We start from the raw sequence: 24,756 nt of genomic DNA on the forward strand, positions 1-24,756 counted from the left end.
GGAAGCGCGAAGTCACGGGCCAACGGTACCGGGCCGCGCCGGTCACCGAACCGCAGGCCCTCGCCCAGGGGCCATTGCATAGTTGATTGAGGAGTGACTGAGCTGGGCTTCTGTGGAAAACCGTCCGCGTCGCAGTGGGCATGTGTCCACCGGGCCGGGTCCAGGTGGCCGAGGTTGGCCGCCGCCGGCTGGTCGGGGTGGACCGCGTCGCGCCGGCTGAGATTCGCTGCCGGCCGTCCGCCCGTACCGTCCCTCCCGAGCGGCAGGCCGTCGGCGGTGCCGTCGACCGCTCGACCTCCCGGTATAAGCTACAGCTACGCATGAAATAGCCCATAACAGGGATAACCACGAGATATTCCGGTGACAATACTCTCGGCAGTCTTCCCGACCGCAGAGGGTTCGCGGTGTCGCAATGGTGGTTGTGGTCCTTCGTGGTGATCGCGTCCGGTGCCGTGCTGTGGATCGTTCGCTGGATTCGCGAGCCCAAAGGTGTCCCGGTCACCGCCCACCTGCTCGCGGCCGTCATCCTGATCTGGTCCGCCATCTGGCACGCGGTGATGGCGCTCGGCGGTGCGCACATCACGACCGGCCACCACGAGGTGCACTGGGGGTACTACGCCGATTGGATCGTCACCGCGCCGTTGCTCGGCTACGCGCTGGTCCTGACCGGGACGCACGCCCTGACCGGTAAGAGGACCGATCTGGTGGTGCTCATAGCAGTGACCAGCGTTTCCATGGTTTTGTCCGGTCTGGTTGGTGACCTGGCACTCGAACCGACCCCGCGATATCTCGCCTACGGCGTCGGCGTCCTCGCGCTCGCGGCCAACTTCGTGGTGATCTGGGGGCCGTTGCGGTTGGCCGCAGCCCGGCAGCCGGCCCAGATGGTGGCGCACTTCATCCCGCTGGCCGGGCTGCTCAGCGTACTGTGGCTCGGCTTCACCCTGGCCTGGCTGCTGGGGCCATCCGGTCTTGGCGTGCTCGACGACCCCACCACGACCGCGGTGTTCGTGGTCCTGTCGGTGTTGATGAAGGTCGTCTGGAGTGTGCTCGACCTGAGGCGGCTGCGGTTGCTCGCCGACCGTGACCATCTGCAGGTCGGATGAACGCCAGCCGGTGGCCGCTGCGCCGACCCCAACGACGCTGTCGCGCCGGCCGCACTGTGTTCTGGCTTGACCGGCAGGGTGCCCGGCACGGGGGCGCCGGGTTCCGGGGGAGCCGGGTTCCGGGGCCAGTTTCCACCCGTCCCGCAGGTCAGGCTGAGCGCAACGTCATGCGGATCCGGCCCGCCGAGCGGGTCCGGACCCGCAGCGCCGGGCCCAGTCGCGCCGCCAGCCCGGTTACGTCGGTGGCATGGAATAAGGTCGGTGCCATGGCGCCGTTCGTACCCTTGGCCGAGCGCATCGTCGATGCACTGTTGGCCAGCGACCCAGCCCTGGCCGCGTCCGCCGGTGACCACCGGTTCGACGACCGGCTGCCGGACCAGTCCGCCGACGCGGTCGCCGCCACCGCCACCATGCTGCTGGACGCGACGAACGCGCTCGCCGAGGTCGACACCGACGCGCTGTCGACTCAGGAGCGGGTGGACCACGCGATCCTGTCGGCCATCGTCGACCGACGGTTGTTCGAGCTGACCGAGATCCGGTCCCGGGAGTGGAACCCGCTGATCTACAACCCGGGCCCGCTGTTGCACGGGCTGATCGCCCGCCCGTTCGCCCCGGCCGAGCAGCGGCTGATCAGCCTTGCCGGCCGGCTCGGTGCGGTCCCGGATGTGCTGGCCACCGCCCGCGAGACGCTGCGTGGCATTCCGGCGATCCACGCCGAGACCGCCGCCGGTCAGTTCGCCGGTACCGCCGAACTGGTCCGCAGTCAGGTGCCGGCGCTGCTGGCGGCGGAGCCCGGCCTGCGCGACAAGGTCGAGCCGCTGGCCGCCGAGGCCGTGCACGCGCTCGACGAGTTCGCCGGCTGGCTGCGCGAGGTTCCGGGCCCCGACGGCGACCGGCGCGACCCACGGCTGGGCCGGCGGCTGTGGGAGGCCCAACTGTGGCACACCTTGGACATCGAGCTGACCGCAGCCGACGTTCTCGACCGGGCGTGGGCCAACCTGGACCGGATCACCGGCGAGATCCGTGCGGCGGCGGCCGAGCTGACCGGCGGGCCGGCCACCGACGCCACGGTCCGCGCCGCGCTGGACCAACTCGCCGGCGATCACCCGGATGATGCGTCGATAGTCGGGCTCGCCCAGACCGCGATGCGCGAGACGACGGAGTACGTCGCCACTCACGACCTGGTGTCGTTGGTGGACGACCGGTGCGTGATTCAGGAGATGCCGGAGTTCGCCCGAGGCGTCGCCGTGGCGTACTGCGATCCGCCCGGGGTGCTGGAGCGGGCCGATGTGCCGACGTTCTACTGCATCGCGCCGACCCCGGCGGACTGGTCGGCGCAGCGGGTCGAGTCGTTCTACCGCGAGTACAACGACCACATGATGCGCAACCTCACCGTGCACGAGGCGATGCCCGGGCATTTCCTGCAGATGGCGCATGCCCGCCGGTATCTCGGCACCACCCGGGTGCGGGCCGTCGGCCGCTCCGGGCCGTTCGTCGAAGGCTGGGCGGTGTACGCCGAGGAGCTGATGGTCGGCACCGGGTTCGGTGGTCTGCCGGTACGCCTGCAGCAGCTCAAGATGCAGCTGCGGATGACCATCAACGCCATCCTCGACCAGCTGGTGCACTGTGCGGATCTGCCCGAGGCCGACGCAATGGAGTTGATGACCGGCCGTGGCTTCCAGGAGGAGGGCGAGGCGGCCGGCAAGTGGCGGCGCTCCCTGCTCACCTCCGCCCAGCTGTCCACCTACTTCGTCGGCTACCTGGAGGTGGCGCAGGCAGCGGCGGCCCGGCCGGCTGGCGTGCCCGTGCGGCAGTGGCACGACGCCATGCTGGCACACGGCTCACCGCCGCCGCGCCACCTGCCGGCCCTGCTCGAGTTCTGAGCGGCGATCAGCAGGCGGTCAGCAGGCGGTCAGCACCAGCGAACATCCAGCGGCCGCCTACCCCGGCCAGCTACGCGCCGCGCTGATGGTCGATCAGCCATCGGGAGATCGAGTAGGGCGCCGGCAACTCGGCCGGCAGTTCGTCGAGCGGGAACCACCGGGCCTCGGCGATTTCCCGGCCGTCGACCACCGGCTCGGCGTCGCAGCGCGCGCGGGCGGTGAAGCCGGCGAGCACCACTCCCGGTCCGGACATCGCCCATGGCTGGCTGCCGAAGTAGGCCACCTCGTGCACGTCCAGGCCGACCTCTTCGGCCACTTCCCGGTGGACGGCCTCCTCCAGCGACTCGCCGGCTTCGACGAACCCGGCGATCAGCGCCCAGATCGCGGTCGGGCCGTAGGTGTGCCGGACCAGCAGCAGCTGTTCGGCGCGGCCGGTGCCGACCGGCCGGGTGATGGCGGCCAGCACCGCGGGCGAGAGCTGCATCGGTACGTACAGGTCGCAGGCGGGGCAGCGGCGGGCGTGTTCGCCGGACACGTCGACGAGCTCCGCGGTGCAGGCGCCGCAGAACCGATGGGTACGCCGCCAGGTCATCACCTGCAACGCCCGTCCGGCCAGCGCGGCGAGTGGCTCACCGTGCTCACTGGCCATGGCCGGCCAGCTGCGCCAGGCACCGAGGGACTCGTCGGTGTCGGGCAGCCCGGCTGCCCACACCCGGGCACCGTCCAGACTGCCCAGCGGCACCCACTCGATCCCGGTCGGCAGGTCGGCCACCCGCAGCAGTTGCCCGCTGCCCCCGACGAGCAGCCGCCGTCCGGCGACGACCAGGCACGGATCGTCCGGGTCGGCGGTCGTGCCCGCAGCGGCGTCGGGCAGGAACCGCCGACCTCGGCCGGGAGCCGGTCCACCGATCATCGGCCTGCCCTTCGCCGGTCAGGCCGGTCCGGGGCGCCGATCGACCGAGCGGGCGCCGTCGGGCAGTTCGAACGCGGTGGCGTCGGCGGTGTCACGGTACCGGCTTATCGCTATCTCGACGGCTTGTCCATCGACCACCCCGGCGAAGCTGCCCAGCGCGCCCTCGGTGGTGATACAGGCGTCGAAACGTGAGGCCGCGGCATTCTGCACCTGGCTGATCTGTACACAGGTGGCGTGCCGTCCGGCGACGGTGGTGTCGTTCTGGGTGACCACCGCGGCCGGATCGAGCGCGGCGGCGTTGAGCAGCGAAATCACCACCGGTGGGGTCACCAGCCCTCCGGCGTTGGCATCGCTGAACACTTCCGGATCGGGCTGGTTCGACGGTGACGGCGGCGCGGTGAGCGTGCAGAGCGCGCGATCGGATCCGAGATCACACTCTGTGGTCGCGCTGGCGGTGACGATCAGCTTACCGCCCGGATAGCTGTACGCGACGCGTTGCGGATCCTGCGCCTGCACGATGCTGGCGCTGGCTCCGCCGGCGAGCTGGTACTCGGCCGAGTAGGTCAGGGCGCTGGCGCTGTCGAGCCGGATGGCGAGTTCGTTGACCAGGTCGGCAGGCTGGATGGTCTGGCCGGCATCGGCGATGGTGCCGCAGCCGGCTGCGAGCAGCAGCACCCCGGTCAGCCCGGCGACCAGCCGCAGCGCGGGCGGCGGGGCCGACTTCCTCCGGCCGCTCCGCCACCCTGTTGTACGCATGGTGACAGCCTGACCGATCCGGTCCACCAGCCGCAAACTCGTTATCATCAATGTCGGCAAATGGCACTGATGCGGGAAGCGGGCCGAAGCGGACTGTTTCGGTGGTTGACATCCCGTTTCCGCCAAGGCCATGCCCGGGGTGTCACCGCAGCCGGTTACGCTGCCACCGGACGGTCGGCCGCACCGCTGCGGCCTGCGGGAATTTGATCACGAGGAGCGACTACGTGGCTACCATCGAGGGAATCGTCGCCAGGGAGATTCTCGACTCGCGCGGAAATCCGACCGTAGAGGTCGAGATCGGGCTCGACGACGGCACGGTCGCCCGCGCGGCGGTGCCGTCCGGGGCCTCCACCGGCGCGTTCGAGGCACTGGAACTGCGCGACGGCGATGCCGAGCGGTACGCGGGCAAGGGCGTCGAAAAGGCCGTCACCAACATCGAGGAGCGCATCGTCGATCAGCTCGTCGGCCACGAGGCCAGCGAGCAGCGCCTGATCGACCAGAAAATGCTCGATCTCGACGGCACCGCCGACAAGTCCGAGCTGGGTGCGAACGCGATTCTCGGCGTCTCCCTGGCCGTGGCCAAGGCCGCCGCGAACAGCGCCGAGCTCAGCCTGTTCCGCTACCTCGGCGGGCCGAACGCGCATCTGCTCCCGGTGCCGATGATGAACATCCTCAACGGCGGTGCGCACGCCGACTCGAACGTCGACGTGCAGGAGTTCATGATCGCGCCGATCGGCGCGCCGACCTTCCGCGAGGCGCTGCGCTGCGGGGCCGAGGTCTACCACAAGCTCAAGGCGGTGCTGAAGAAGAAGGGCCTGGCGACCGGGCTCGGCGACGAGGGCGGCTTCGCGCCGGACCTGCCCACCAACTCCGCGGCGCTGGACCTGATCGGCGAGGCGGTCGGGGCGGCCGGCTACCAGCTGGGCACCGACATCGTGTTGGCGCTCGACGTGGCGGCCACCGAGTTCTACTCCGACGGCGCCTACGTCTTCGAAGGCGCCAACAAGACCGCCGACGAACTGGTCGCGTACTACACCAAGCTGGTCGGTGAGTACCCGATCGTGTCCATCGAGGATCCGCTGGCCGAGGAGGACTGGGCCGGCTGGTCGGCGATGACCACGGCGCTCGGCGACAGGATCCAGATCGTCGGTGACGACCTGTTCGTGACCAACCCCGAACGGATCGCCCGGGGCATCGCCGAGCAGGCCGCCAACGCCGTACTGGTCAAGGTGAACCAGATCGGCTCGCTGACCGAGACCTTCGACGCGGTCGAGCTGGCGCACCGTAGCGGCTTCCGGTGCATGATGAGCCACCGGTCCGGCGAGACCGAGGACACGACCATCGCCGACCTGGCGGTCGCCACCGGTTGCGGACAGATCAAGACCGGTGCGCCGGCCCGGTCCGAGCGGGTGGCCAAGTACAACCAGTTGCTGCGTATCGAGGAGGAGCTGGCGGACGCGGCGCGCTACGCCGGGGCCGGTGCCTTCCCCCGGTACCGTTCGGCATGACGTCCCGCCGCCGGGCGGCTTAGCATCTCGCCGCCCGGCGGCGTAACATCCGCCGGTCGAGTGGCCGATGGTGCCTGGGTGGGCTGACCAGCCGGTCGATCGGTCGGCCGCCCGGGCACCAGCACGGTGCCCGGTACAGCCAGCCGCCCGGGGGGAGGCGTGACGACGATGACGCAACGGCGTACACCGAGTGGGCAGGGCCCGACCCGTCGTTCCGGGCCGGGGCAGGCGGGCCGCTCCGGCGCCCGTGGCCCGGTGCGGGTCACCGGTCGGGATGCCGGTCCGCGTACCGACCGGCGGACCGCCCCGCTGCGTCCAGTTGCCGACGGCGCCGGCGGCGACCGTACCGCCAGCGGTGCCCGGTCCGCCGGCGGTGCCCGGTCCGCCGGTGGTCGCCCCGCGAACGGCCGGGCCAGCGATCCCGACCGCCCCGCCAGCCGGCCAGCCGCTGCCCGGCGGGTGCCCGCCGGGCAGGTCAAGCGGATGTCGGCGGCACAACCCAACCGGTTCACCGGACGGGCCACGGTCCTGTTGGTCGTTCTGGTCGCGTTGGCACTGGCCTACACCTACCCAGTGCGGATCTACCTGAGCCAACAGTCTGACATCGCCCGGATGGAGCAGGCCCAGCAGGCACAGCGGGAGCGGATCGCGGAGCTGACCGAACAGGCGGAGCGCTGGCAGGACCCGGACTTCATCCGTATCGAGGCCAAGCGGAGGTTCTACATGGTCTATCCGGACGAGGTGCCGTTGCTGGTGCTGCACGACCCACAGGGGGCGGCCCGCGACGCGGGTGCGCCCGTCGAGGCGGTGCCGGGGGACCGTCCCGCGCCGGCCGACCCGTGGTACGACACCCTCTGGTCGAGCGTCCGGGCGGCGGACGCCGAGGGGATGTCGCGGTGACCGGCGCGACGCCACCCACCGCCGCCGACCCCACCCTGCCGGTGGACGAGCAGGATCTCGCCGCGGTCGCCGCGCAGCTCGGGCGAGCGCCGCGCGGCACCCGGGCGGTCGCGCACCGTTGTCCGTGCGGGCTGCCGGACACGGTGGAGACGATGCCGAGGCTCGCTGACGGCACGCCGTTTCCGACGGTGTTCTACCTGACCTGCCCGCGCGCCGTGGCGGCGTGCAGCCGTCTCGAGTCGGCCGGGCTGATGCGGGAGTACGCCGCGCTGCTCGCCGAGGATCCCGAGTTCGCCGCCGGCTACCGGGCCGCGCACGAGGACTACCTCGCCCGACGGGAGGCGATCGGCCACGTACCCGAGATCGCCGGGGTGTCCGCCGGTGGCATGCCCGGCCGGGTCAAGTGCCTGCACGTCCATCTCGGGCATGCGCTCGCGGTGGGCCCAGGGGTGAACCCGGCTGGTGACCGGGTCCGCGAGCTGATCGGACAGTGGTGGGCCACCGGCCCGTGCGTGCGGGTTGAGGCCGGGCCGCCGCCGGCACAGGACCGGGCCAACGGCGACGGCGACGATGCCTGAGGTGGACACCGAGGTGGTCGTCCGGCGGGCCCGCACCCGGGACGTACGCGGCATCCGCCGGTTGATCGACCTCTACCGCCCCGACCGCCGGCTGCTCAGCAAGGCCACCGTCACCCTGTTCGAGGATGTCCAGGAGTTCTGGGTGGCGGAGCGGTCCAGCGACGGGGCGATCGTCGGTTGCGGGGCGCTGCACGTGATGTGGGAGGACCTGGCGGAGATCCGCACCGTCGCGGTGGACCCACGGTTGCGGGGCCGCAAGATCGGGCACCGGATCGTGTCCGAGCTGCTCGCGGTGGCCCGCGAGCTGGGTGTGGCGCGGGTGTTCGTGCTGACCTTCGAGACCGAGTTCTTCGCCGGGTTCGGCTTCGCGGAGATCGACGGGGCGCCGGTGCCGCACCAGGTGTACGAGCAGCTGCTGCGCTCGTACGACGAGGGGGTTGCCGAATTTCTCGGCCTGGAGCGGGTCAAACCGAACACCCTCGGCAACACCCGGATGCTGCTGCATCTCACCTGAGGCAAGTTCCACCGGCCGGCGACGACGAGCACGACGGTCGAGCGGGACGGTAACGTGACGCGCGTGGCGAAGCGGGTAGCGGGGATCGACTGCGGCACCAACTCGGTTCGGTTGCTGGTGGCCGACCTCGCCGAACCGGGTTCGAGCCGGTCCGGCGGCGGACCGTTGACCGACGTGGTCCGCCGGATGGAGATAGTCCGTCTCGGCGAGGGGGTCGATCAGACTCAGCGGCTCGCCCCGGCCGCGATCGAGCGGACCAGGCTCGCGCTGACCGACTACGCGGCCCAGATCCGGGCCTGCGGTGCCGAGCGGGTACGCATGTGCGCCACCTCGGCCACCCGGGACGCCGGCAACGCCGCCGAGTTCGTGACGATGGTCGAGGCCACTCTCGGCGTCACTCCTGATGTGCTCACCGGTGCCGAAGAGGCCCGGTTGACCTTCGCCGGTGCGGTCGGTGGGCTGGCCGGCGTGGCGCCGGCCCCGTACCTGGTGGTCGACATCGGTGGGGGTTCCACCGAGTTCGTCCGTGGCACCGGCACGGTCGAGCGGGCGGTGTCGGTGGACATCGGATGCGTCCGGATGACCGAGCGCCACCTGGCCGGGGATCCGCCCACGGCGGCACAGATCACCGCCGCGCAGCGGGACATCACCGCCGCCGTCGACCGGGCCCTTGGCGCGGTCGACCTGCCGGCCGGGGCGGGCCGGCCACAGGTCACCCTGGTCGGGCTGGCCGGGTCGGTGACCACGGTGGCCGGGATCGCCCTGGGGCTGGACGAGTACCAGCCGGCGCTGCTGCATCATTCCCGGATCAGCTACGACCAGGTCGCGAAGGTGACCGCCGAGCTGCTCGCCATGCCGGTCGCGCAGCGGCTGCGTGTCCCGGTGATGCATCCCGGCCGCGCGGACGTGATCGGTGCCGGCGCGCTGGTCCTGCGGATCATCATGGAACGCGCGGCGGTGCCCGTCGTCGTCGCCAGCGAGCACGACATCCTCGACGGAATCTGCCTCAGCCTGCGCTGACCGGTGCCCTGCCCGGCTGCATGCCTGGTGACGGCAGAGCATCCGGCAGGTCACCAAGAGGCGTACGCCACCCTCCGCGTGCCTTCCCCGGGCCAGGTCGCGCGTGTCAGGCTACCCGGACACGTGAGCCACTGCGCGCCAGCCAACGATGACTGACCGACAGGAGGACCCGGCCATGGGTGAGATGGTGAGCTACCGCAGCAACGGCGGGACCAGCGAGGGATATCTGGCCACGCCGGCACCCACCGGGTCCGGTTCGTCGGCGACCGGCACACCTGCGGTCATCGTGATCCAGGAATGGTGGGGGCTGGTCCCGCACATCGTCGCGGTGGCCGATCGGTTGGCCGAAGCCGGTTTCGTCGCGCTCGCTCCCGATCTCTACCACGGTGTCGCGGCCACCGAGCCGGACCAGGCCCGTCGGCTGCTGATGGGGCTGGCGATGGACCAGGCGGCCAAGGACATCGCCGACGCCGCGGAGTTTCTCGCCGGCCGCCGCGACACGGCGGGCGACAGCGTCGGTACGGTCGGCTTCTGCGCCGGGGGCAGCCTGGCACTCTGGTCCGCCACGCTCTCCGACCGGATCACCGCCACGGTCGGTTTCTATCCCACGCTGCCCTGGGAGCGGATGCGCCCCGACTGGTCGGGTTACGCCGGCAAGAACGCGGTGATCCACTGCTCCGAGCAGGACGGCACCTCCGCCGCCGACGGCATTCAGCAGGCCAAGAAGTACGTCGAGGCGGCCGGTGGGCAGTGCGTCGTGTACGACTACCCTGGCACCCGGCATGCGTTCTTCAACGACGATCGTCCGGAGTCGTACGACGACGACGCGTCGACGCGCGCCTGGGCGCGGACCTTGGAACTGTTCCGGACCCGGCTCGGCTGATCCGGCGACGTCGGCCGGCGGGTCAGCCCCGCCGCCGCAGGGAGCGCGGTGGTGATCCGTACCGCAGACGACGTAGCCGCCACCGCGGCGCACGCACCGGATCTGGCCGTGCTGGACCGTGCGGTCGTGCGTTGTCGGGCATGCCCGAACCTGGTCGCCTGGCGGGAAGAGGTCGCGGCGACGAAGCGGGCGGCGTATCGCGACCAGACCTACTGGGGGCGGCCGGTTCCCGGGTTCGGGCCGGCTGATGCCCGGATCGCCGTCCTCGGCCTGGCGCCGGCGGCGCACGGTGGCAACCGTACCGGCCGGGTCTTCACCGGCGACCGCTCCGGTGACGTGCTGTTCGCCGCGCTGCACCGGGCCGGGTTGGCCAACCAGCCGACCAGTGTCGCCATCGACGACGGCCTTCGGCTCGCGGACACCCGGGTGGTCGCCGCGGTGCGCTGCGCACCGCCGGCCAACAAGCCGACCCCGGCCGAGCGGGACACCTGTGCGCCCTGGCTGCACCGGGAGGTCGCGTTGCTGCGGCCTACCCTGCGGGTGGTGGTCGCGCTCGGCGCGTTCGCCTGGGCGGCGTGGTGGCCGGCGATGACCCAGGTGTACGGCCGGCGTGCGCCCACGCCCCGACCCGTGTTCGGCCATGGGGCACACTGGTCGGGCGGCGGGCCGGTGCCCGACGTGCTTGGCTGCTACCACGTGAGCCAGCAGAACACGTTCACCGGCCGGCTCACCCCCGCCATGCTCGACGAGGTGTTCAGTACGGCGAACCGCCTGGCGGGGCGGAGTTGACCGGGACGCGAGTCGACCTGGTGGAGGATTCGAGAGGCGTCACGACGTCAATGGATTTCGCGGCTTTCCGCCGGCTGTGGCCACTCGCTGCGGTCGCCGTCCTGCTTGCGCTGACCGCGGTCGCGGCGGCGAACTCGATGCTGCCGCTGAATCCCATCGGCAGCAGCGGCGGGCGGGAGCTACCGGCCCTGCCGGACTATCAGCAACCGCAGCCCGCACCCACCTATCAGCCGCCGCCGGACGACTTCGCCGCCGCCGAGCAGCAACAGATCGCGTCGTGGATCCCGGTCCTCGCCGCCGCGTTCTGCGGCATCACCGTGCTGGTGGTGATCGGGCTGGCGCTGTGGTCACTGCTCCGTGACCTGTTCAGCAGCCGGCACCGGCGTGCCCTGGCCTCGACGCTGCGGCGCCGCCGCAGCGGGCCCGGCCCGGCCAGTGCGGCAGAGGTGGTCGCTGCGGTGGACGCCGGCCTGGTCGAGCTCTCCGACGCCGACGCCGATCCACGCCGCGCGGTGATCGCCTGCTGGGTACGCCTGGAGCAGGCCGCCGCGGCGGCGGGCACCCCACGCCAGGTCGGCGACACGCCGACCGACCTCGTCACCCGGCTGCTGGCCGGGCACGCGATCAGCGCCGAGGTGCTCAGCGCGTTCGCCGCCGTGTACCGGCAGGCCCGGTACGCACGGCGGGCCGTGCACGAGCAGACCCGGGTACAGGCCCAATCGGCGCTGCGCCGGCTGCGCGGCGAGTTGACCGCCAGCGTACGGGCGACCGGTGGGGGGCGGGTCGATGAGTGACCAGTCCACCAGCATCGACGACCTGCTCTACCACGAGGAGGAGACGCCGGCGCGGGACCGCCCTCGCCGTGGCCGGGTCCGGTCCTGGGCCACCGCCGGGCTGATCGCTGCGGCGTGCACCGCCATGGTGGTGTTCGGGGCCCGGATGTTCGGCTTCGCGGTGCCGGCCACCGCGGCCTTCGCCGGCTGCCTGGCACTGGTCGTGTTGCGCCGTACCGTCCGGTCGGTCGCCGCGCCGGCGCCGGCGCGGCTGCGCCGGGTCGGCGCCGACCCCGAAGACGGCAGCTACGTCTTCGGCAGCCAGGACGGACTGCGGGAGGCGGTACACCGGTGGGAGACGCGGCTGCGATGGACGCAGCACGACGCCAGCCGGTTCACCGAAGTCATGCTGCCTGTCCTGGGCGGACTCGTCGACGAACGGCTGCGTCAGCGGCACGGGCTCACCCGGGCCAGCGACCCGGCGCGGGCCCGGGTGATCTGCGGCGAGGAACTGTGGGCCTTCCTCGACAACCCGGGCCGGCGCAAGCCGTCGGCAAAGGACTGTGCGGTCTTCGTCAGCCAATTGGAGAAACTATGAACGACGTGGTGGCTGCCCCGGCCGCCGAAGCGAACCGGCTCGCGCACGCCGTCCTGGATTCGGTCGGCACAGTCGTGGTCGGTAAGCGGGACGCGCTGGAACTCGTCCTCGCCGGGATCCTCGCCGGCGGGCACGTGCTGCTGGAGGATCTGCCCGGACTCGGCAAGACACTCACCGCCCGCTCGTTCGCCCAGGCTCTCGGGTTGGACTTCCGCCGGTTGCAGTTCACGCCCGACCTGCTGCCCGCCGATGTCACCGGCTCCTTTCTCTACGACCAGCGCAGCGCCGACTTCAGTTTCCGGGCCGGGCCGGTCTTCACCAACCTGCTGCTCGCCGACGAGATCAACCGGACGCCGCCGAAGACGCAGGCGGCGTTGCTGGAGGCGATGCAGGAGAAGCAGGTGTCGGTGGAAGGCGTGACGTATCGGCTCGAAGTGCCGTTCCACGTGCTGGCCACCGCCAACCCGATCGAGTACGAGGGCACCTATCCGCTGCCCGAGGCGCAGCTGGACCGGTTCCTGCTGCGGGTGTCGTTCGGCTACCCCTCCCACGACGAGGAGTGGGAGGTGCTGCGTCGGCGGATCTTTCGCCGCCAGGAGGAGACCGAACTGCCGGCGGTGGTCGACGCCGCCGGGCTGCGGGGGATGCAGGCGGCTCTGGAGAACGTGGTGGTCGAGGACTCGATCGGGCGGTACATCGTCGCGCTCACCGCAGCCACCCGCGAGCACCCGTCGGTACTGGTCGGGGCCTCCCCCCGGGGCTCGCTGGCGCTGCTGTTGCTGGCCCGGGCGAAGGCGGTGCTCGCCGGGCGCGACTTCGTCATTCCGGAGGACGTCAAGGATGTCGCCGCCCCGGTGCTGGCGCACCGGATCACCCTGCGACCGGAGATGTGGCTGCGGCGGGTCGACCCGTCCTTCGTGGTCGCCGAGGTGTTGGCGCAGACTCCGGCACCGGCCAGTGGGGCGCTACCCAGCTACGCCGGTGAGTTGGGCGCGGCGGCCGGCCGCCGCCCGGCGCCATGACCGGCACCGGTACGCCGCCCGACACCACGTCCGGCACGGAATGGCTGCCCACCCGGGCGCTGGGCCGAGCGCTCGGGATCACCGGGCTGCTGCTGATCGCCGGGGTGATCCTCGGCCGGGTCGATCTGGTCGCGCTCGCCGTACCGTTCGCGGTCGGCACCGCGTACGCGCTGCGCCGGCGCCCCGACCGCGGCCCGGTCCTGGACGTGGCCGCGGTCGACGACCATCTGGTCGAAGGCGGGCAGATGGCCGCGACGGTCGGGGTCGCCAACCCCGGTGATGCCGGGTACGACCTGGTCGTGGTCCGGTCGCTGGTGTCGCCGTGGCTGCGTATCGGCCAGGTCGGGCTGCTGCCGCCGGTGGCCATCCGCGGTGACCGGGCAGCCGTCCCGGCGGCTGGGCCCGGCGGAGTGGCGGATCCGGTCACCGCCGAGGTGGTGGAGCAGTTGGGCGAGGCACCGCGGCTACTACCGACCGGCGGCGTGCCCGATCGACCGTTCGGCCTGGTGACGCCCACCGGGACCGCCGCCGGGTTCGAGCTGCGCGGGGTAGCGTCGCGCTGGGGACGTCAGCTGGTCGGCCCGGTCGCCGCGCGGGCGATCGCCTGCGACGGGCTGCTCGCCTGCCGGCCGCTGGTAGCCGAGCCGGTCGGGGTGCCGGTCTATCCGGTCATCGAGCCGTTCGAAGCCGACGAGGCGATGCCCCGGGCGGCCGGCCTGGTCGGCGGGCACCGGTCCCGTCGGCCGGGGGAGGGCGGCGAGCTCGCCGGCGTCCGCATCTTCGGCCCCGGTGACCGGCTGCGCCGCATCGACTGGCGGGTGTCGCTGCGGGCCCGTCAGCTGCACGTCGCGGCCACCCTGTCCGACCGCGACGCCGAGGTGGTGCTGCTGCTGGACGTACTCACCGAGGTGGGCGATTCCGGCGGGGTGTCCGGTGGCGCCTCCGTGCTGGACACCACGGTACGGGCGGCGGCGGCCATCGCCGAGCACTACCTGCACCGGGGGGACCGGGTCGCGATGCTGGAGTACGGCCCGTCGGCCCGGCGGCTGCGTCCGGCCACCGGTCGTCGGCAGTACCTGACCGTGCTGGAGTGGCTGCTCGACGTCAAGGCCGAGCCGACCCCGTACGAACCGTACGATCAGGTCTTCGGACCGCAACTGCTCTCCTCGAACGCGCTCGTCGTGGTGCTCACCCCGCTGGTGGACCCCCGCTCGGCGGAGATGCTGGCCCGGATGGCCCGCTCCGGGCGGATCGTGGTCGCCGTCGACACACTCCCGGCCGCGGTGCCGTCGCCACCGCACCGCGGCCCGTGGACCGGGGTGGCGTTCGGGCTGTGGCGGCTGGACCGGGACAACACCATCGGGCAGCTGCGCGAGCACGGCGTGCCGGTGGTGGCCTGGGCCGGCGCCGGCAGCCTCGACCAGGTACTGCGGGACGTGGCGCGGTTGGCCTCGGCGCCGAAGGCGGTGCTGCGGTGATCACCGCCGTCCGCGACCGGGTGGCTGCCGTGCGGACCTGGTTCACCCGTGCCACTATCGCCCCGATACTGCTGCGGGGGGCGACATCGGTCGCCGCGCTGCTGGCCATCGGGCTGGCGTATCCACTGAACCTGCTGCTCAGCCGGCTCGGCCTGGCGCTGCTCGCGGTGGCCGCGCTGCCGGCGCTGGCGCCGCGTGGGCTCGCTCCGGCCCTGGCGGTGTCGACCGGGATCGCCGGTTGGGTCGTGACTACCACGGTGTACGGAATGCCGGTGCAGTTGTGGCGGTTGCTCGCGGTCGGCTCGCTGCTCTACCTGACGCACAGCCTCGCGGCGCTGGCCGCCGCGGTGCCGTACGACGTGCTGCTCGCGCCCGAGGTGCCGATGCGCTGGCTGAGCCGCACCGCCGGGGTGCTGCTCGCCGCCGCGGTGCTGGTGGTGCTGCTGCTCACCGTCGCCGGCCGAGCGGCCGGTGAACCGTTCCTGCTCGCGATCGTCGTCGGGCTGGCGGTCGCGGTCGGTGCGGTGGCCATGCTGACCTGGCTGGTGCATCGCCGCTGACGCCTGATCCGGGTCGCGCAGGTCGGTGACGGCCGCCGACCTGCTGACCGCATCGTCACAACCGTGCTGCGGCTCACACGGGCTAGCTGGGTCACATATCCGGCTTTGGAGTCCGCGTCAAGAGGCGAACGGGAGCAAAATGAAGACGTGAAGCCGCAGCGGATTCTTGTCGTCGGTGCCGGGCACGTCGGTCTCTACGCCGCCCTGCGCCTGTCCCGCAAGTTGCGTCGGGGCGAGGCGGAGGTGATCGTCGTCGACCCGCAACCCCACATGACCTACCAGCCGTTCCTGCCGGAGGCGGCGGCGGGCAACATCTCGCCGCGGCACTCGGTGGTGCCGCTGCGTCGCGAGTTGCGCCGGTGCCAGGTGATCGCCGGCGCGGTCACCCGCATCGAGCACGCCCGCAAGGTGGCCAGCGTGCAGCCGATCGTCGGTCCGGCCCGCGAGATCTCCTACGACCACGTGATCGTCGCGCCGGGGTCGGTCTCCCGGACGCTGCCGATTCCGGGGCTACGCGAGCACGGCATCGGGTTCAAGACCATCGGAGAAGCGATCTACCTACGCAATCATGTGCTGGAGCGGCTCGACGTGGCGGCCGCGACCGCCGACCAGCGGGTCCGCCGCAGGGCACTGACCTTCGTCTTCGTCGGCGGCGGCTACGCCGGCATCGAGGCGCTGGCCGAGATGGAGGACATGGCCCGGGACGCGCTGCGCTACTACCCGGAGCTCAAGCCCACCGACATGCGCTGGGTGCTGGTCGAGGCGACCCAACGGGTGCTGCCCGAGGTCGACCGGGACATGGGCGCGTACACCGTCGCCCAGCTGCTCAAGCGGGACATGGACATCCGGCTCGACACCCGCTTGGAGTCATGCGTCGACGGCTTGGTCCGCCTCTCCGACGGAGACGGCTTCGACGCCGACACGATCGTCTGGACCGCCGGGGTCAAGCCGTCGCCGATGCTCGACGCCACCGACCTGCCGCGCGACGAGCGGCGCCGGATCAGTTGCCGGCCGACCCTGCAGGTCGTCGATGGCGACCAGGTGGTCGACGGCGCGTGGAGTGCCGGCGACTGCGCGGCCGTGCCGGACCTGACCGGCCCGCCCGGGGCGTACTGCTCGCCGAGTGCGCAGCATGCGGTGCGGCAGGCCAGAACGATGGCGGACAACATCCTGGCGGTCATCCGTGGCCGCCAGCCGGTGGCATACCGGCACAAGCACGCCGGTAGCGTGGCCAGCTTGGGTCTGCACAAGGGCGTGGCCCAGGTGTACGGCATCAAGACGACCGGTCTGCCGGCCTGGTTCATGCACCGGACCTACCACATGAGCCGAATCCCTTCCCTGAACCGCAAGGTGCGGGTGATCGTCGACTGGACCCTCGCGCTCTTCCTCAAGCGTGAGGTGGTGGCCCTCGGCCAGTTGCACGATCCGCGTGAGGAGTTCCTCGGCGCCACCCCGCAGCTCAACCTCAGTACGTCAGGCAGCAGCGAGTCCGCCCCACAAGGGGAACCGGCCCGGGGACAAGGGGAACCGGCACAGGTCAGCTGACCGGCCAGAGCCAGGCGTCCGCGACCCGCCGCCCCGGGCCGAGCAGCTCCTCGGTGACCTGCCGCAACTGGCCGGCGTTGGCTGTCCCGTCGACGAGCACCAGACAATCGGCCGCCCAACGGGCCAGGTCCCGCTCGGCGTGGGCACGGGTCTCGTCGGTGATCTCCGGTACCTCACCGGTCCGGGCGACATCGGCGAGCAGTCGGGACGTCGGCTGTTTGAAGGTGCCCATCGACGCTCCCCCGTCGGAACCGTAGGGGCCGATGAAGAAGCCCTCAGGCATGCCGAAGGCGACCGTGGTGGCGGTCGCCCAGGCCATCGGCCACGGCTCCCGGGGGGTGGCGGGCGGCACCGGGACGAGGACCCCACCCGGTGGTACGCATTCCCGCCAGTGTCCGGCGGCGATGAACTCGGGCAGCGGAGCCCGATCCACGCCGGGCAGCGGGGCCGGCACCACCGGCAGCAGCGCGACCACCACCGCGGCCGGAATCAGCAACCGAACCGGTCGGCGACGCCAGCGCGTCCGCAGCGCCTGATCGACGGCGAGCACCAGGATCGTGGCGACCAGCGGGATCACCGCCAGCGCGAACCGCATCGGCAGCGCGCCGTCGACCACCGGCAGCCCGTCCAGCAACGCGTACGGCCCGGCCACACCGGTTTCGGTACCGCCGACGATGATCCGTGGGCCGAGCGACAGGCCCGCCATCAGCACCGCCGCCACCGCACAGGTGGACACCACCGGCCGCCGGATCAGCCAGACGGCACCGGCCAGCGCGGCGATCAACAGCGGCCAGCCGAGGAAGGTGTTGTACTCTGCCGGACCGGTGGTCAACTCCGCCGCCTCGGCAGAGCCGGCGACCGACAGCTCCGAGACCGCCGGCCAGCTCGCCAGGTCGGCGGAGAAGTACGCAGGGTCGAAGACCCCGTCGGAGACGCCCTGCGGGCCGGCGAACTGGAACCACAACGGATACGCCAACAGCACCACGCCGACCGTCACGGCGATCAGCATGCCGGCGACGAACCCGGGCAGGATCCGCCAGCTGTAGCGGGGCCGGACCGTGGCGAAGGCGAGCGCCATGATGATCAGCGTGGCCGCGGTGAGAAACAGCACCTCTTCGCCGACGAACACCTGCAGCGTGACGACCACCCCGAGCCAGATCCCGGACGAGACCAGCCGGCGGAGGTCGGCGGGACCCGCCGGCCCGAGAATCCGTCCGTCGGGTGCCGATCCGGTCGGGTCCGCGGCGCGCATCATCCGGACCAACAGCCAGACCATGGCCGGAATGAGCCAGATCGCGGTCATGTGCAGGTGGCTGTTGCTCTGCGAAACCATGCCGGGGGCGAACCCGCAGAACGCGCCGCCCAGCGCGGCGGCCAGCCGGTGTGCCTGGGCGACCCGGCGGAACAGAAGATGGAACGCGATGGCGCTGGCGGCGAGATTGCCGGCGACGAGCAGCGCGAACGTGACCGGTGCGCCGAACAGCAACGTGACCGGGGCGAGCAGGAAACCCAACGCGATGACCGTGGTGTTGGTCATCAGGTTCACTCCGTCTGGTGCGTTGAGCCGGTCACTGAGCAGGGCGAAATCGCCCAGCAGCAGTCGCGCGTCGCTGGCCAGGAACCACTCGTACAGGGTCTGGTCGGCGGGGTTGAAGGCGAGTAGCCGGGTGCCCGGCACCGGCCATAGCTCGTGGGTCAGCCAGCCCGCGAAGGCGATGAAGACGAGGCATATGGCAAGATCTGCCCGGTAGCCGCGGGCCGCCGCAGCGAACCGAAACGGCCTCGGGTGGCCTGCCGGTGCAGCTGGGGTGCTGGTTTCCGGGCAGGCCGGACCAGGTCCGGTGTCCTGCGCGGCGGTGGCTGAGCGGGTCACCTTTCGAACCCTAGTGCCGGGACCCGGCCGGGCTGCGCTTGGCTGGGCTCGACCCGCTACCGTGACATTCTGCGGTCGCGTCCGTGCGCGGTGCGGGCCCGGCGACGAGCCGGGGCACCGTCGCCCGATGACCGGCCCGGGCCCGGGTGGTGGAACGGCAGACACGGCTGCCTTAAAAGCGGCTGCCGAAAGGCGTGCGGGTTCGAGTCCCGCCCCGGGCACCGTGCGCTGCGGTGCATGCTCCACAACCTCGAGGAGGCCGTCTACCCTTGAGTCACGCTCATCGTGTGAAACCCCCTTAGGGAGGCTGGACAGTGAAGACATCCAACCCGGTCCTGGCCCGGCTCGGCCAGGCGGCCGAGCGGGAACGGGCGGCCGGGTACGCCCCGGCCGGCGCCTACGGGCAGCCCAGCGGGCAGGCATATCCGACGGCTGCAGGCTACCCGACCCAGGCCGGCTACCCCGCCGCGCCACCCACCGTGCAGCCGATGACGGTCGACGACGTCGTCGTCAAGACCGTCACCCTGCTCGGGATCACCGGTCTGTCGGCCGCGGCGGCCTGGATCCTGGTCCCGGACGCGATGCTGTTCGGCGCCTGGATCGGCGCGGCGGTCGTGGGCCTCGTTCTCGGCCTGGTCATTTCGTTCTCGCGGGTCGCGAACCCGGCTCTGGTGATCACCTACGCCGTCGTCGAGGGCGTCTTCGTCGGCCTGGCAAGCAAGGTCTTTCAGGAGATCGCCGGCCACCAGGGCATCGTCCTGCAGGCCGTGGTGGCGACCTTCGGCGTGTTCTTCCTGATGGCCGCGCTCTACAAGATGAAGGTCATCAGGGCTACCCCGAGGTTCACCCGCGGGCTCATCGCCGCGATGGCCGGGGTCTTCGCGGTGATGCTGATCAACCTCGTGCTGGCGCTGTTCGGTGTCGACACCGGCCTGCGTAGCGGAGGCGGCCTCGCCATCGTCTTCAGCCTCGTCTGCATCGTGATCGCCTCGCTCAGCTTCGTGCTCAGCTTCCACGAGGTCGAGGAAGGCGTGCGGCTCGGCCTTCCGCAGCGGTACTCCTGGACCGCCGCTTTCGGCATCCTGGTGAGCCTGATCTGGCTCTACATCGAGATCCTGCGACTGCTGAGCTTCCTGCAGGGCGACGATTAGTTTCGGCTGGTCGACCGGCTCCAACGACCCGGAAGCGGTTGGCCCGGCCAACGTCGGTGCCCGGTCGGCGGATACCCGCCACCGGGCACCGACGTCCTGGTGGCCGCACTAGACTGCGCCGGTGACCGGTGCGGAGTCCACCCGTGACACGGTGCCGGGTCGACCGGTCGCCGGGTCCGACCCGACCGCACGGCCTGGTTCGACCCCGGGGCCCGCCTCGGTCGCGGAGCTGACCCGGGTGGTCGATCTGTTGGTGCGCCAGGTGGCGCACTGGGAAGCCGCGCGATGGGCGAGCGGTGACGGGCGGCGCGCAGTCGTGTTCCACCAGCTCGTCCAGCGGATCGCGGACCTGGGGGCAATCGCCGAGAACCGACCCGGTCGGCCGGTACCACGGCTGCCACACGACACGGCGTTACCGGACCAGTTGCGGGTGGTCACCGCAGACCTCATCCGGGTTGAACCGAGTACGGCGCTGCTGGCGACCGCCGTCGCCGCGGTCACCGAGGCTCGTGGCAGGTTGTGACCGACTGCGTCGGGTGCGGGTACCGGTCGCCGTAGGGACACGGGCCGGCCGGCCGCGGTCAATGCCGGGAGACAGCCGCCGCCGCGCCCAGGACCGCCGGCAGGAGGGCATGCGCCCACACCCGGTAGCCGTCAGCCGACGGGTGGAATCCGTCGTAGCAGTAGGCTCCCGGGTCGGCACGGAACACCGCACCGGTTTCGCCGGCCAAGTCGACCACCCGTGCCCCGGCGTCCTGGGCCGCGCGGGCCTGCGCCTGCGCGGTGCGTCGGCCCAGCCAGCCGGTCACCTGCCGCAGCGGCGGCGCGATCGCCCGGGTGGCGCCGAGGTCGGGGCAGGTGCCGACGACCACCTCGGTGCCGGCGCCACGCAGCCGCCGTACCGCGGCGGCGAGGTGGACCGCCGACTCACCGGGGCGGCGTAACTGGGTCGCGTCGTTGCTGCCGATCAGGACCACCGCCACGTCTGGGCGCTCGCCCAACAGCGCCCGGGCGACCTGGGTCGCCAGATCGCTTGAGCAGGACCCGGCAACACCGACGCTGGACAGCAGCACCCGGTAACGAGCGGTGCCCGACCCGCGGTCGTGCTCGGCGACCAGCCGGGCCACCTGCCCCCCGACGGTGTCGGCCGCCCGGTCCACTCCGACGCCGAGCGTCACCGAGTCACCGAGGAGCACCAGTCGCAGCGGAACCGCCCCGGCCGGCCCGACCGCGGCCCGGACAGCCATCCCCAGCTCGGGTTTGGCATACCGGCGATGCCGGGCGGCGAGCATCTCGGTGACCAGCACGGCGGCGCTGCCGACCGTCCCGGCGACGGCTGCGGCGGCGGCCGCTTGCCCGATTCGTCCGGCAACGCTTTTCGGGCTCACGGTGGTCACCTTTCGTCCGGGCGGCGGTGGCGAGGCACTTCCTCAACAGTCCTGGGCGGTCGTCGACAGCCCCGGCTGAGAGCCGGTCGGCATCGGCTGTTGTGGATGATCGGTCTCCCGTTCCACGCCTGCGCCGGATGGGCCGAGCAACCAGCGCAGCGCGACGGTCTGCCAGGACCGGCCGGACAGGGCCGGCCGGCGGCGTAGGCGTGCCCAGCGTCCGGCCGGCCCGCGTTCGTGGCCGCCGACGCGGGTCCCACGGACCTCGGTTCCCGCGTGGCGGACCGCCTCGTGGGCGGCCTGTGGCAGCGTCCGCACCTTCTCCCGGCCGGCGACCGCGGTCCGCGACGCGGTGCTGGCGCCGAGCGCGCCGAGCGCAGCCGGTAGCAGCACGGCCGCGGCCACCGCGTAACCCTCGGCCGAAGGGTGGAACCGGTCCCAGGAGTACAGCCGGGTCGGCTCGGCGGCGAACCGGGGGCCCAACAGGTCGCCGAGGGAGACGGTCCACGCTCCGGCCTCGACCACCGCCACGGTCTGCGCGGCGGCCAGTTGCCGGCTCCAGCGCCGGGCCAACCAGCGCAGCGGTGGCTGGATCGGCTTGATCGCGCCCAGGTCGGGGCAGGTGCCGACGACGACCTCGGTGCCAGCTGCCCGTAGTCGACGTACCGTGTCGACCAGATGGCCGACCGCTACGTCGACCGGCGTGCGGGCTGTCACGTCGTTGCCACCGATCAAGATGACAGCCAGCTCGGGCCGCAGCTCCACCGCTGCCTCGACCTGCGGAACGAGGCCTTCCGAGCGGGCGCCTACCACGGCCAGCCGATGCAGCCGCACCGGTCGACGCAGCCGCCGCGAGATCCCGGTGGCCAGCAGCGCACCAGGTGTTTCCCGAGGACGGTGCACGCCGTACCCGGCGGCCGACGAGTCGCCGAGCACCACCATGGTCAGCGGCTTGCCGGGCAGGCGAGCTCCGTACAGCCCGTCGCAGCGCGGCGGCGGCGCTTCGGCCAGCGGAATGATCCGCCGCGCCTGCCTCGCCTGGCCGTACAGCAGCCCGGCGGCGGCGATCGCGGTGGCGGCGGTGGCACCGGCGCTGAACGCGGCCAGCTGGGCGGTACGGACGAACGTGGTGCGGCCGATCGTGATCCGGCCTGTTGGGCTCGGCCTGTGGCCAACCGTGCTCATCGCGCTCCCCGACTGCGGTCGATGCTGCGGCCGTGCTGCGTGCTTCGAGATTATCTCGGTTCGTCGTCGCGGATGGGCCGCACTGCGGTGCTTGCCCGCAGCGGGCATCATGGAAGCAGGCGACGTGCAGTACGGCGACCGTGACGAGGAGGCGGCCGATGGCCAGGACACTCAAGCGAGCTGCGGCGTTCGCCGCATTGGGCCGGGCGCTGACCGCCGGTGCCCGCGGCGGCCCGTCGCTGGGGCGCCGGATCGCCGCGCTGCCCCGCATGATCCTCGCGACGATGCGCGGCGAGTACGACGGTGGGCTTCGCCTGGCGTTGATGACCGCCGCTGTCGCCTATGTCGCCTCCCCCTTCGACCTGGTGCCGGAGGCGTTCCTGATGGTGCTCGGTCTCGCCGACGACGCGCTCGTCGTGACCTGGCTCGCCGGCAGCGTGCTCGCCGAGACCGAACGCTTCCTGGCCTGGGAGGCACGCCGTGACTCGGTGGTGCCGGGCCAGGTCGTCGGCTGAACCGACCCACCGCTGACACGTAGGCTGACGGCAGAAGTCGGCCGCCGCGTTCCGCGTAGGCTGACAGCGACTGTCAACGCCTACGCCGGCCGCGGGGGCTGTCGTCGGCTGACGACCTCAACCTGACGATGGCGCCTCGCCGGCGCCAGCAGAAGGGCACAACGAGGTGCGTTACCACGACAACGTCGTTGATCTGATCGGCAACACCCCGCTGATCCGGCTGCGCAACGTCACCGCCGGGATTTCCGCGACCGTGCTTGCCAAGGTCGAATACTTCAACCCGGGCGGTTCGGTGAAGGACCGCATCGCACTGCGGATGGTCGAAGCCGCGGAACGGGCCGGGCTGCTGCCACCTGGCGGCACGATCGTCGAACCCACCAGCGGCAACACCGGAGTCGGCTTGGCGCTCGTCGCTCAGCTGAGAGGGTATTCATGTGTCTTCGTCTGCCCGGACAAGGTCAGCGAGGACAAGCAGAACGTGTTACGGGCGTACGGAGCCGAAGTGGTCGTCTGCCCCACGGCGGTGGCGCCGGAGGACCCACGCTCCTACTACCAGGTGTCCGACCGGCTTGCCGCGGAGATCCCCGGTGCCTGGAAACCGGATCAGTACGCCAACCCGGCCAACCCGCAGTCGCACTACGACGGTACCGGGCCGGAGCTGTGGGAGCAGACTGACGGACGGATCACGCACTTCGTCGCGGGGGTCGGCACCGGCGGGACGATCTCGGGCGTCGGCCGCTACCTGAAGGAGGCGTCGGATGGCGCGGTCCGGGTGATCGGGGCGGATCCGGAAGGCTCGGTCTACTCCGGCGGGTCCGGCCGGCCGTACCTGGTCGAGGGGGTTGGTGAGGACTTCTGGCCGAAAACCTATGACCGGTCGGTCTGCGACGAGATCATCGAGGTTTCTGACCAGGAATCGTTCGGGTTGACCCGCCGGCTGGCCCGGGAGGAGGGTCTGCTCGTAGGCGGTTCGGGTGGAATGGCGGTGGCGGCGGCGTTACGGGTGGCCCACCGGGCCGGGCCGGGCGACGTGGTGGTGGTGCTGCTTCCCGACGGTGGCCGCGGATACCTGTCCAAGATCTTCAATGACGAGTGGATGGCGCGGTATGGCTTCCTGGAAACCGACGTCACCGCGCCGACCGTCGCCGACGTGTTGGCGGCCAAACCGGGCGGGCTCCCCGAACTGGTCCATGTGCATCCGACCGAGACCATCCGGGACGCGATCGACTACATGCGCGAGTACGGGATCTCGCAGTTGCCGGTGCTGAAAGCAGAACCTCCGGTGGTTACCGGTGAGATCGCCGGCTCAGTGGCCGAGGGCGACCTGCTGGACGCGTTGTTCAGCGGCAAGGCGCAGCTGTACGACACGATCGAGCGGCACATGAGTGATTCGTTGCCGATGGTCGGCGGCGGGCAACCGGTCCGCGACGCGGTGACGCTGTTGGCCCGCGCCGACGCGGCGTTGGTGTTGGTCGACGGCAAACCGCGTGGCGTCATCACCCGGCAGGATCTCTTGGCGCATCTTGGAAGTGCCGGTGGCCAGTCGCACAGTGTGTCCGGTTGACGGCGTCTGGTTGAGGTTCACTTGGTGCATGGAAGTTCGTGGTGCGGTGTTCGCTGCCGTGACGGACAACCAGCAGGCGTCATCCCTGCGGTGACCCCGGGCGCCCGCCAGCATCCCGGAGTCCCGCACCGATGCCCGCCTACAACCGATCAACCGGCACGCCTCCGCCGGTTGAGCGCCTTCGGCCAGGCGTTTTCCCCCGGTTACGGCGGGCAGCGTCGGGCGAGAGTACGGGGCTGGACGGAACCCCCGCAGCA

The 24,756-nt window shown here is 71.6% G+C and carries 23 protein-coding genes, 1 tRNA gene and 1 pseudogene; 20 read left to right on the forward strand and 5 right to left on the reverse strand.

Annotation, left to right across the window (positions count from 1 at the left end; all coding sequences use genetic code 11):
- Positions 1–404: 404 nt before the first annotated feature.
- Together ACN27F_RS22575 and ACN27F_RS22580 are read left to right on the forward strand one after the other, a co-directional pair.
- Positions 405–1,103, forward strand: coding sequence for a bacteriorhodopsin (locus tag ACN27F_RS22575; protein ID WP_421436575.1), 699 nt, complete (start codon positions 405–407; stop codon positions 1,101–1,103).
- Positions 1,104–1,369: 266 nt separating this feature from the next.
- Entirely contained in the window at positions 1,370–2,986 is a 1,617-nt protein-coding gene (locus ACN27F_RS22580; protein ID WP_421436578.1) for a DUF885 domain-containing protein, read from the forward strand.
- Between the two features lie 70 nt (positions 2,987–3,056).
- Here the strand turns inward: ACN27F_RS22580 and nudC are convergent, their stop codons facing one another.
- Both nudC and ACN27F_RS22590 read right to left on the reverse strand, forming a co-directional pair.
- Positions 3,057–3,899: an NAD(+) diphosphatase gene (gene nudC, locus ACN27F_RS22585; RefSeq protein WP_421436580.1), complete on the reverse strand. Its 843-nt coding sequence runs from the start codon at positions 3,897–3,899 to the stop codon at positions 3,057–3,059.
- A gap of 18 nt (positions 3,900–3,917) precedes the next feature.
- Positions 3,918–4,655: a hypothetical protein gene (locus ACN27F_RS22590; protein ID WP_421436582.1), complete on the reverse strand. Its 738-nt coding sequence runs from the start codon at positions 4,653–4,655 to the stop codon at positions 3,918–3,920.
- A 224-nt stretch (positions 4,656–4,879) separates the two neighbouring features.
- Here ACN27F_RS22590 and eno point away from each other — a divergent pair, with 224 nt between their 5' ends.
- From eno to ACN27F_RS22655, 13 genes and pseudogenes are all read left to right on the forward strand, one after another.
- A complete protein-coding gene (gene eno / locus ACN27F_RS22595) occupies positions 4,880–6,163 on the forward strand; it encodes a phosphopyruvate hydratase (protein ID WP_421436585.1) in 1,284 nt (427 codons plus the stop codon).
- 168 nt (positions 6,164–6,331) lie between these two features.
- Positions 6,332–7,063: a septum formation initiator family protein gene (locus ACN27F_RS22600; RefSeq protein ID WP_421436588.1), complete on the forward strand. Its 732-nt coding sequence runs from the start codon at positions 6,332–6,334 to the stop codon at positions 7,061–7,063.
- Entirely contained in the window at positions 7,060–7,641 is a 582-nt protein-coding gene (locus tag ACN27F_RS22605; protein WP_421436591.1) for a DUF501 domain-containing protein, read from the forward strand. The genes ACN27F_RS22600 and ACN27F_RS22605 overlap by 4 nt, the downstream gene beginning before the upstream one ends.
- A complete protein-coding gene (locus ACN27F_RS22610; protein ID WP_421436592.1) occupies positions 7,634–8,155 on the forward strand; it encodes an amino-acid N-acetyltransferase in 522 nt (173 codons plus the stop codon). The genes ACN27F_RS22605 and ACN27F_RS22610 overlap by 8 nt, the downstream gene beginning before the upstream one ends.
- 63 nt (positions 8,156–8,218) lie before the next feature.
- Entirely contained in the window at positions 8,219–9,175 is a 957-nt protein-coding gene (locus ACN27F_RS22615) for an exopolyphosphatase (protein ID WP_421436593.1), read from the forward strand.
- A gap of 175 nt (positions 9,176–9,350) precedes the next feature.
- The gene (locus ACN27F_RS22620) at positions 9,351–10,058 is read left to right on the forward strand and encodes a dienelactone hydrolase family protein (protein ID WP_421436595.1); all 708 of its coding nucleotides are present in this window, start codon (positions 9,351–9,353) and stop codon (positions 10,056–10,058) included.
- 48 nt (positions 10,059–10,106) lie between these two features.
- A complete protein-coding gene (locus ACN27F_RS22625) occupies positions 10,107–10,847 on the forward strand; it encodes a uracil-DNA glycosylase (RefSeq protein WP_421436597.1) in 741 nt (246 codons plus the stop codon).
- Between the two features lie 50 nt (positions 10,848–10,897).
- Positions 10,898–11,641, forward strand: a complete 744-nt coding sequence (locus ACN27F_RS22630) for a DUF4129 domain-containing protein (protein ID WP_421436599.1) — start codon at positions 10,898–10,900, stop codon at positions 11,639–11,641.
- Positions 11,634–12,218: a hypothetical protein gene (locus ACN27F_RS22635; RefSeq protein WP_421436601.1), complete on the forward strand. Its 585-nt coding sequence runs from the start codon at positions 11,634–11,636 to the stop codon at positions 12,216–12,218. Before ACN27F_RS22630 ends, ACN27F_RS22635 begins: the two co-directional genes overlap by 8 nt.
- On the forward strand, positions 12,215–13,240 hold the full coding sequence (locus tag ACN27F_RS22640) for an AAA family ATPase (protein WP_421436604.1): 1,026 nt from the start codon (positions 12,215–12,217) through the stop codon (positions 13,238–13,240). Before ACN27F_RS22635 ends, ACN27F_RS22640 begins: the two co-directional genes overlap by 4 nt.
- Complete coding sequence (locus tag ACN27F_RS22645; RefSeq protein WP_421436605.1) at positions 13,237–14,718, forward strand: DUF58 domain-containing protein; 1,482 nt, start codon at positions 13,237–13,239, stop codon at positions 14,716–14,718. Before ACN27F_RS22640 ends, ACN27F_RS22645 begins: the two co-directional genes overlap by 4 nt.
- On the forward strand, positions 14,715–15,278 hold the full coding sequence (locus ACN27F_RS22650; RefSeq protein WP_421436607.1) for a hypothetical protein: 564 nt from the start codon (positions 14,715–14,717) through the stop codon (positions 15,276–15,278). Before ACN27F_RS22645 ends, ACN27F_RS22650 begins: the two co-directional genes overlap by 4 nt.
- Before the next feature lie 147 nt (positions 15,279–15,425).
- Positions 15,426–16,730 (forward strand): annotated as a pseudogene (locus tag ACN27F_RS22655) (NAD(P)/FAD-dependent oxidoreductase); the annotation flags it as partial.
- A gap of 85 nt (positions 16,731–16,815) precedes the next feature.
- On the opposite strand, the gene ACN27F_RS22660 reads toward ACN27F_RS22655, so the two are convergent.
- On the reverse strand, positions 16,816–18,696 hold the full coding sequence (locus ACN27F_RS22660) for a hypothetical protein (RefSeq protein ID WP_421436609.1): 1,881 nt from the start codon (positions 18,694–18,696) through the stop codon (positions 16,816–16,818).
- A gap of 140 nt (positions 18,697–18,836) precedes the next feature.
- Here ACN27F_RS22660 and ACN27F_RS22665 point away from each other — a divergent pair.
- From ACN27F_RS22665 to ACN27F_RS22675, 3 genes are all read left to right on the forward strand, one after another.
- Positions 18,837–18,917 (forward strand) — tRNA-Leu (locus ACN27F_RS22665).
- A gap of 93 nt (positions 18,918–19,010) precedes the next feature.
- Complete coding sequence (locus ACN27F_RS22670; protein WP_421436611.1) at positions 19,011–19,847, forward strand: Bax inhibitor-1/YccA family protein; 837 nt, start codon at positions 19,011–19,013, stop codon at positions 19,845–19,847.
- A gap of 121 nt (positions 19,848–19,968) precedes the next feature.
- Positions 19,969–20,370 (forward strand): hypothetical protein, encoded by a 402-nt coding sequence (locus ACN27F_RS22675; protein ID WP_421436614.1) that lies wholly within the window; start codon positions 19,969–19,971, stop codon positions 20,368–20,370.
- 58 nt (positions 20,371–20,428) lie between these two features.
- Here ACN27F_RS22675 and ACN27F_RS22680 read toward each other — a convergent pair whose 3' ends face one another.
- Entirely contained in the window at positions 20,429–21,235 is an 807-nt protein-coding gene (locus ACN27F_RS22680) for an SGNH/GDSL hydrolase family protein (RefSeq protein WP_421436616.1), read from the reverse strand.
- Positions 21,236–21,277: 42 nt separating this feature from the next.
- Positions 21,278–22,420 carry an SGNH/GDSL hydrolase family protein gene (locus ACN27F_RS22685; RefSeq protein ID WP_421436618.1) on the reverse strand — a complete coding sequence of 381 codons (1,143 nt, stop codon included), beginning with the start codon at positions 22,418–22,420 and terminating at the stop codon, positions 21,278–21,280.
- A 158-nt stretch (positions 22,421–22,578) separates the two neighbouring features.
- Here ACN27F_RS22685 and ACN27F_RS22690 point away from each other — a divergent pair, with 158 nt between their 5' ends.
- Complete coding sequence (locus ACN27F_RS22690; protein WP_421436620.1) at positions 22,579–22,935, forward strand: YkvA family protein; 357 nt, start codon at positions 22,579–22,581, stop codon at positions 22,933–22,935.
- A 166-nt stretch (positions 22,936–23,101) separates the two neighbouring features.
- The gene (locus ACN27F_RS22695; RefSeq protein ID WP_421436623.1) at positions 23,102–24,499 is read left to right on the forward strand and encodes a cystathionine beta-synthase; all 1,398 of its coding nucleotides are present in this window, start codon (positions 23,102–23,104) and stop codon (positions 24,497–24,499) included.
- The last annotated feature ends 257 nt before the right edge of the window (positions 24,500–24,756 follow it).

It is taken from the genome of Solwaraspora sp. WMMB335 (assembly GCF_049179075.1).
Classification (GTDB): Bacteria; Actinomycetota; Actinomycetes; order Mycobacteriales; family Micromonosporaceae; genus Micromonospora_E.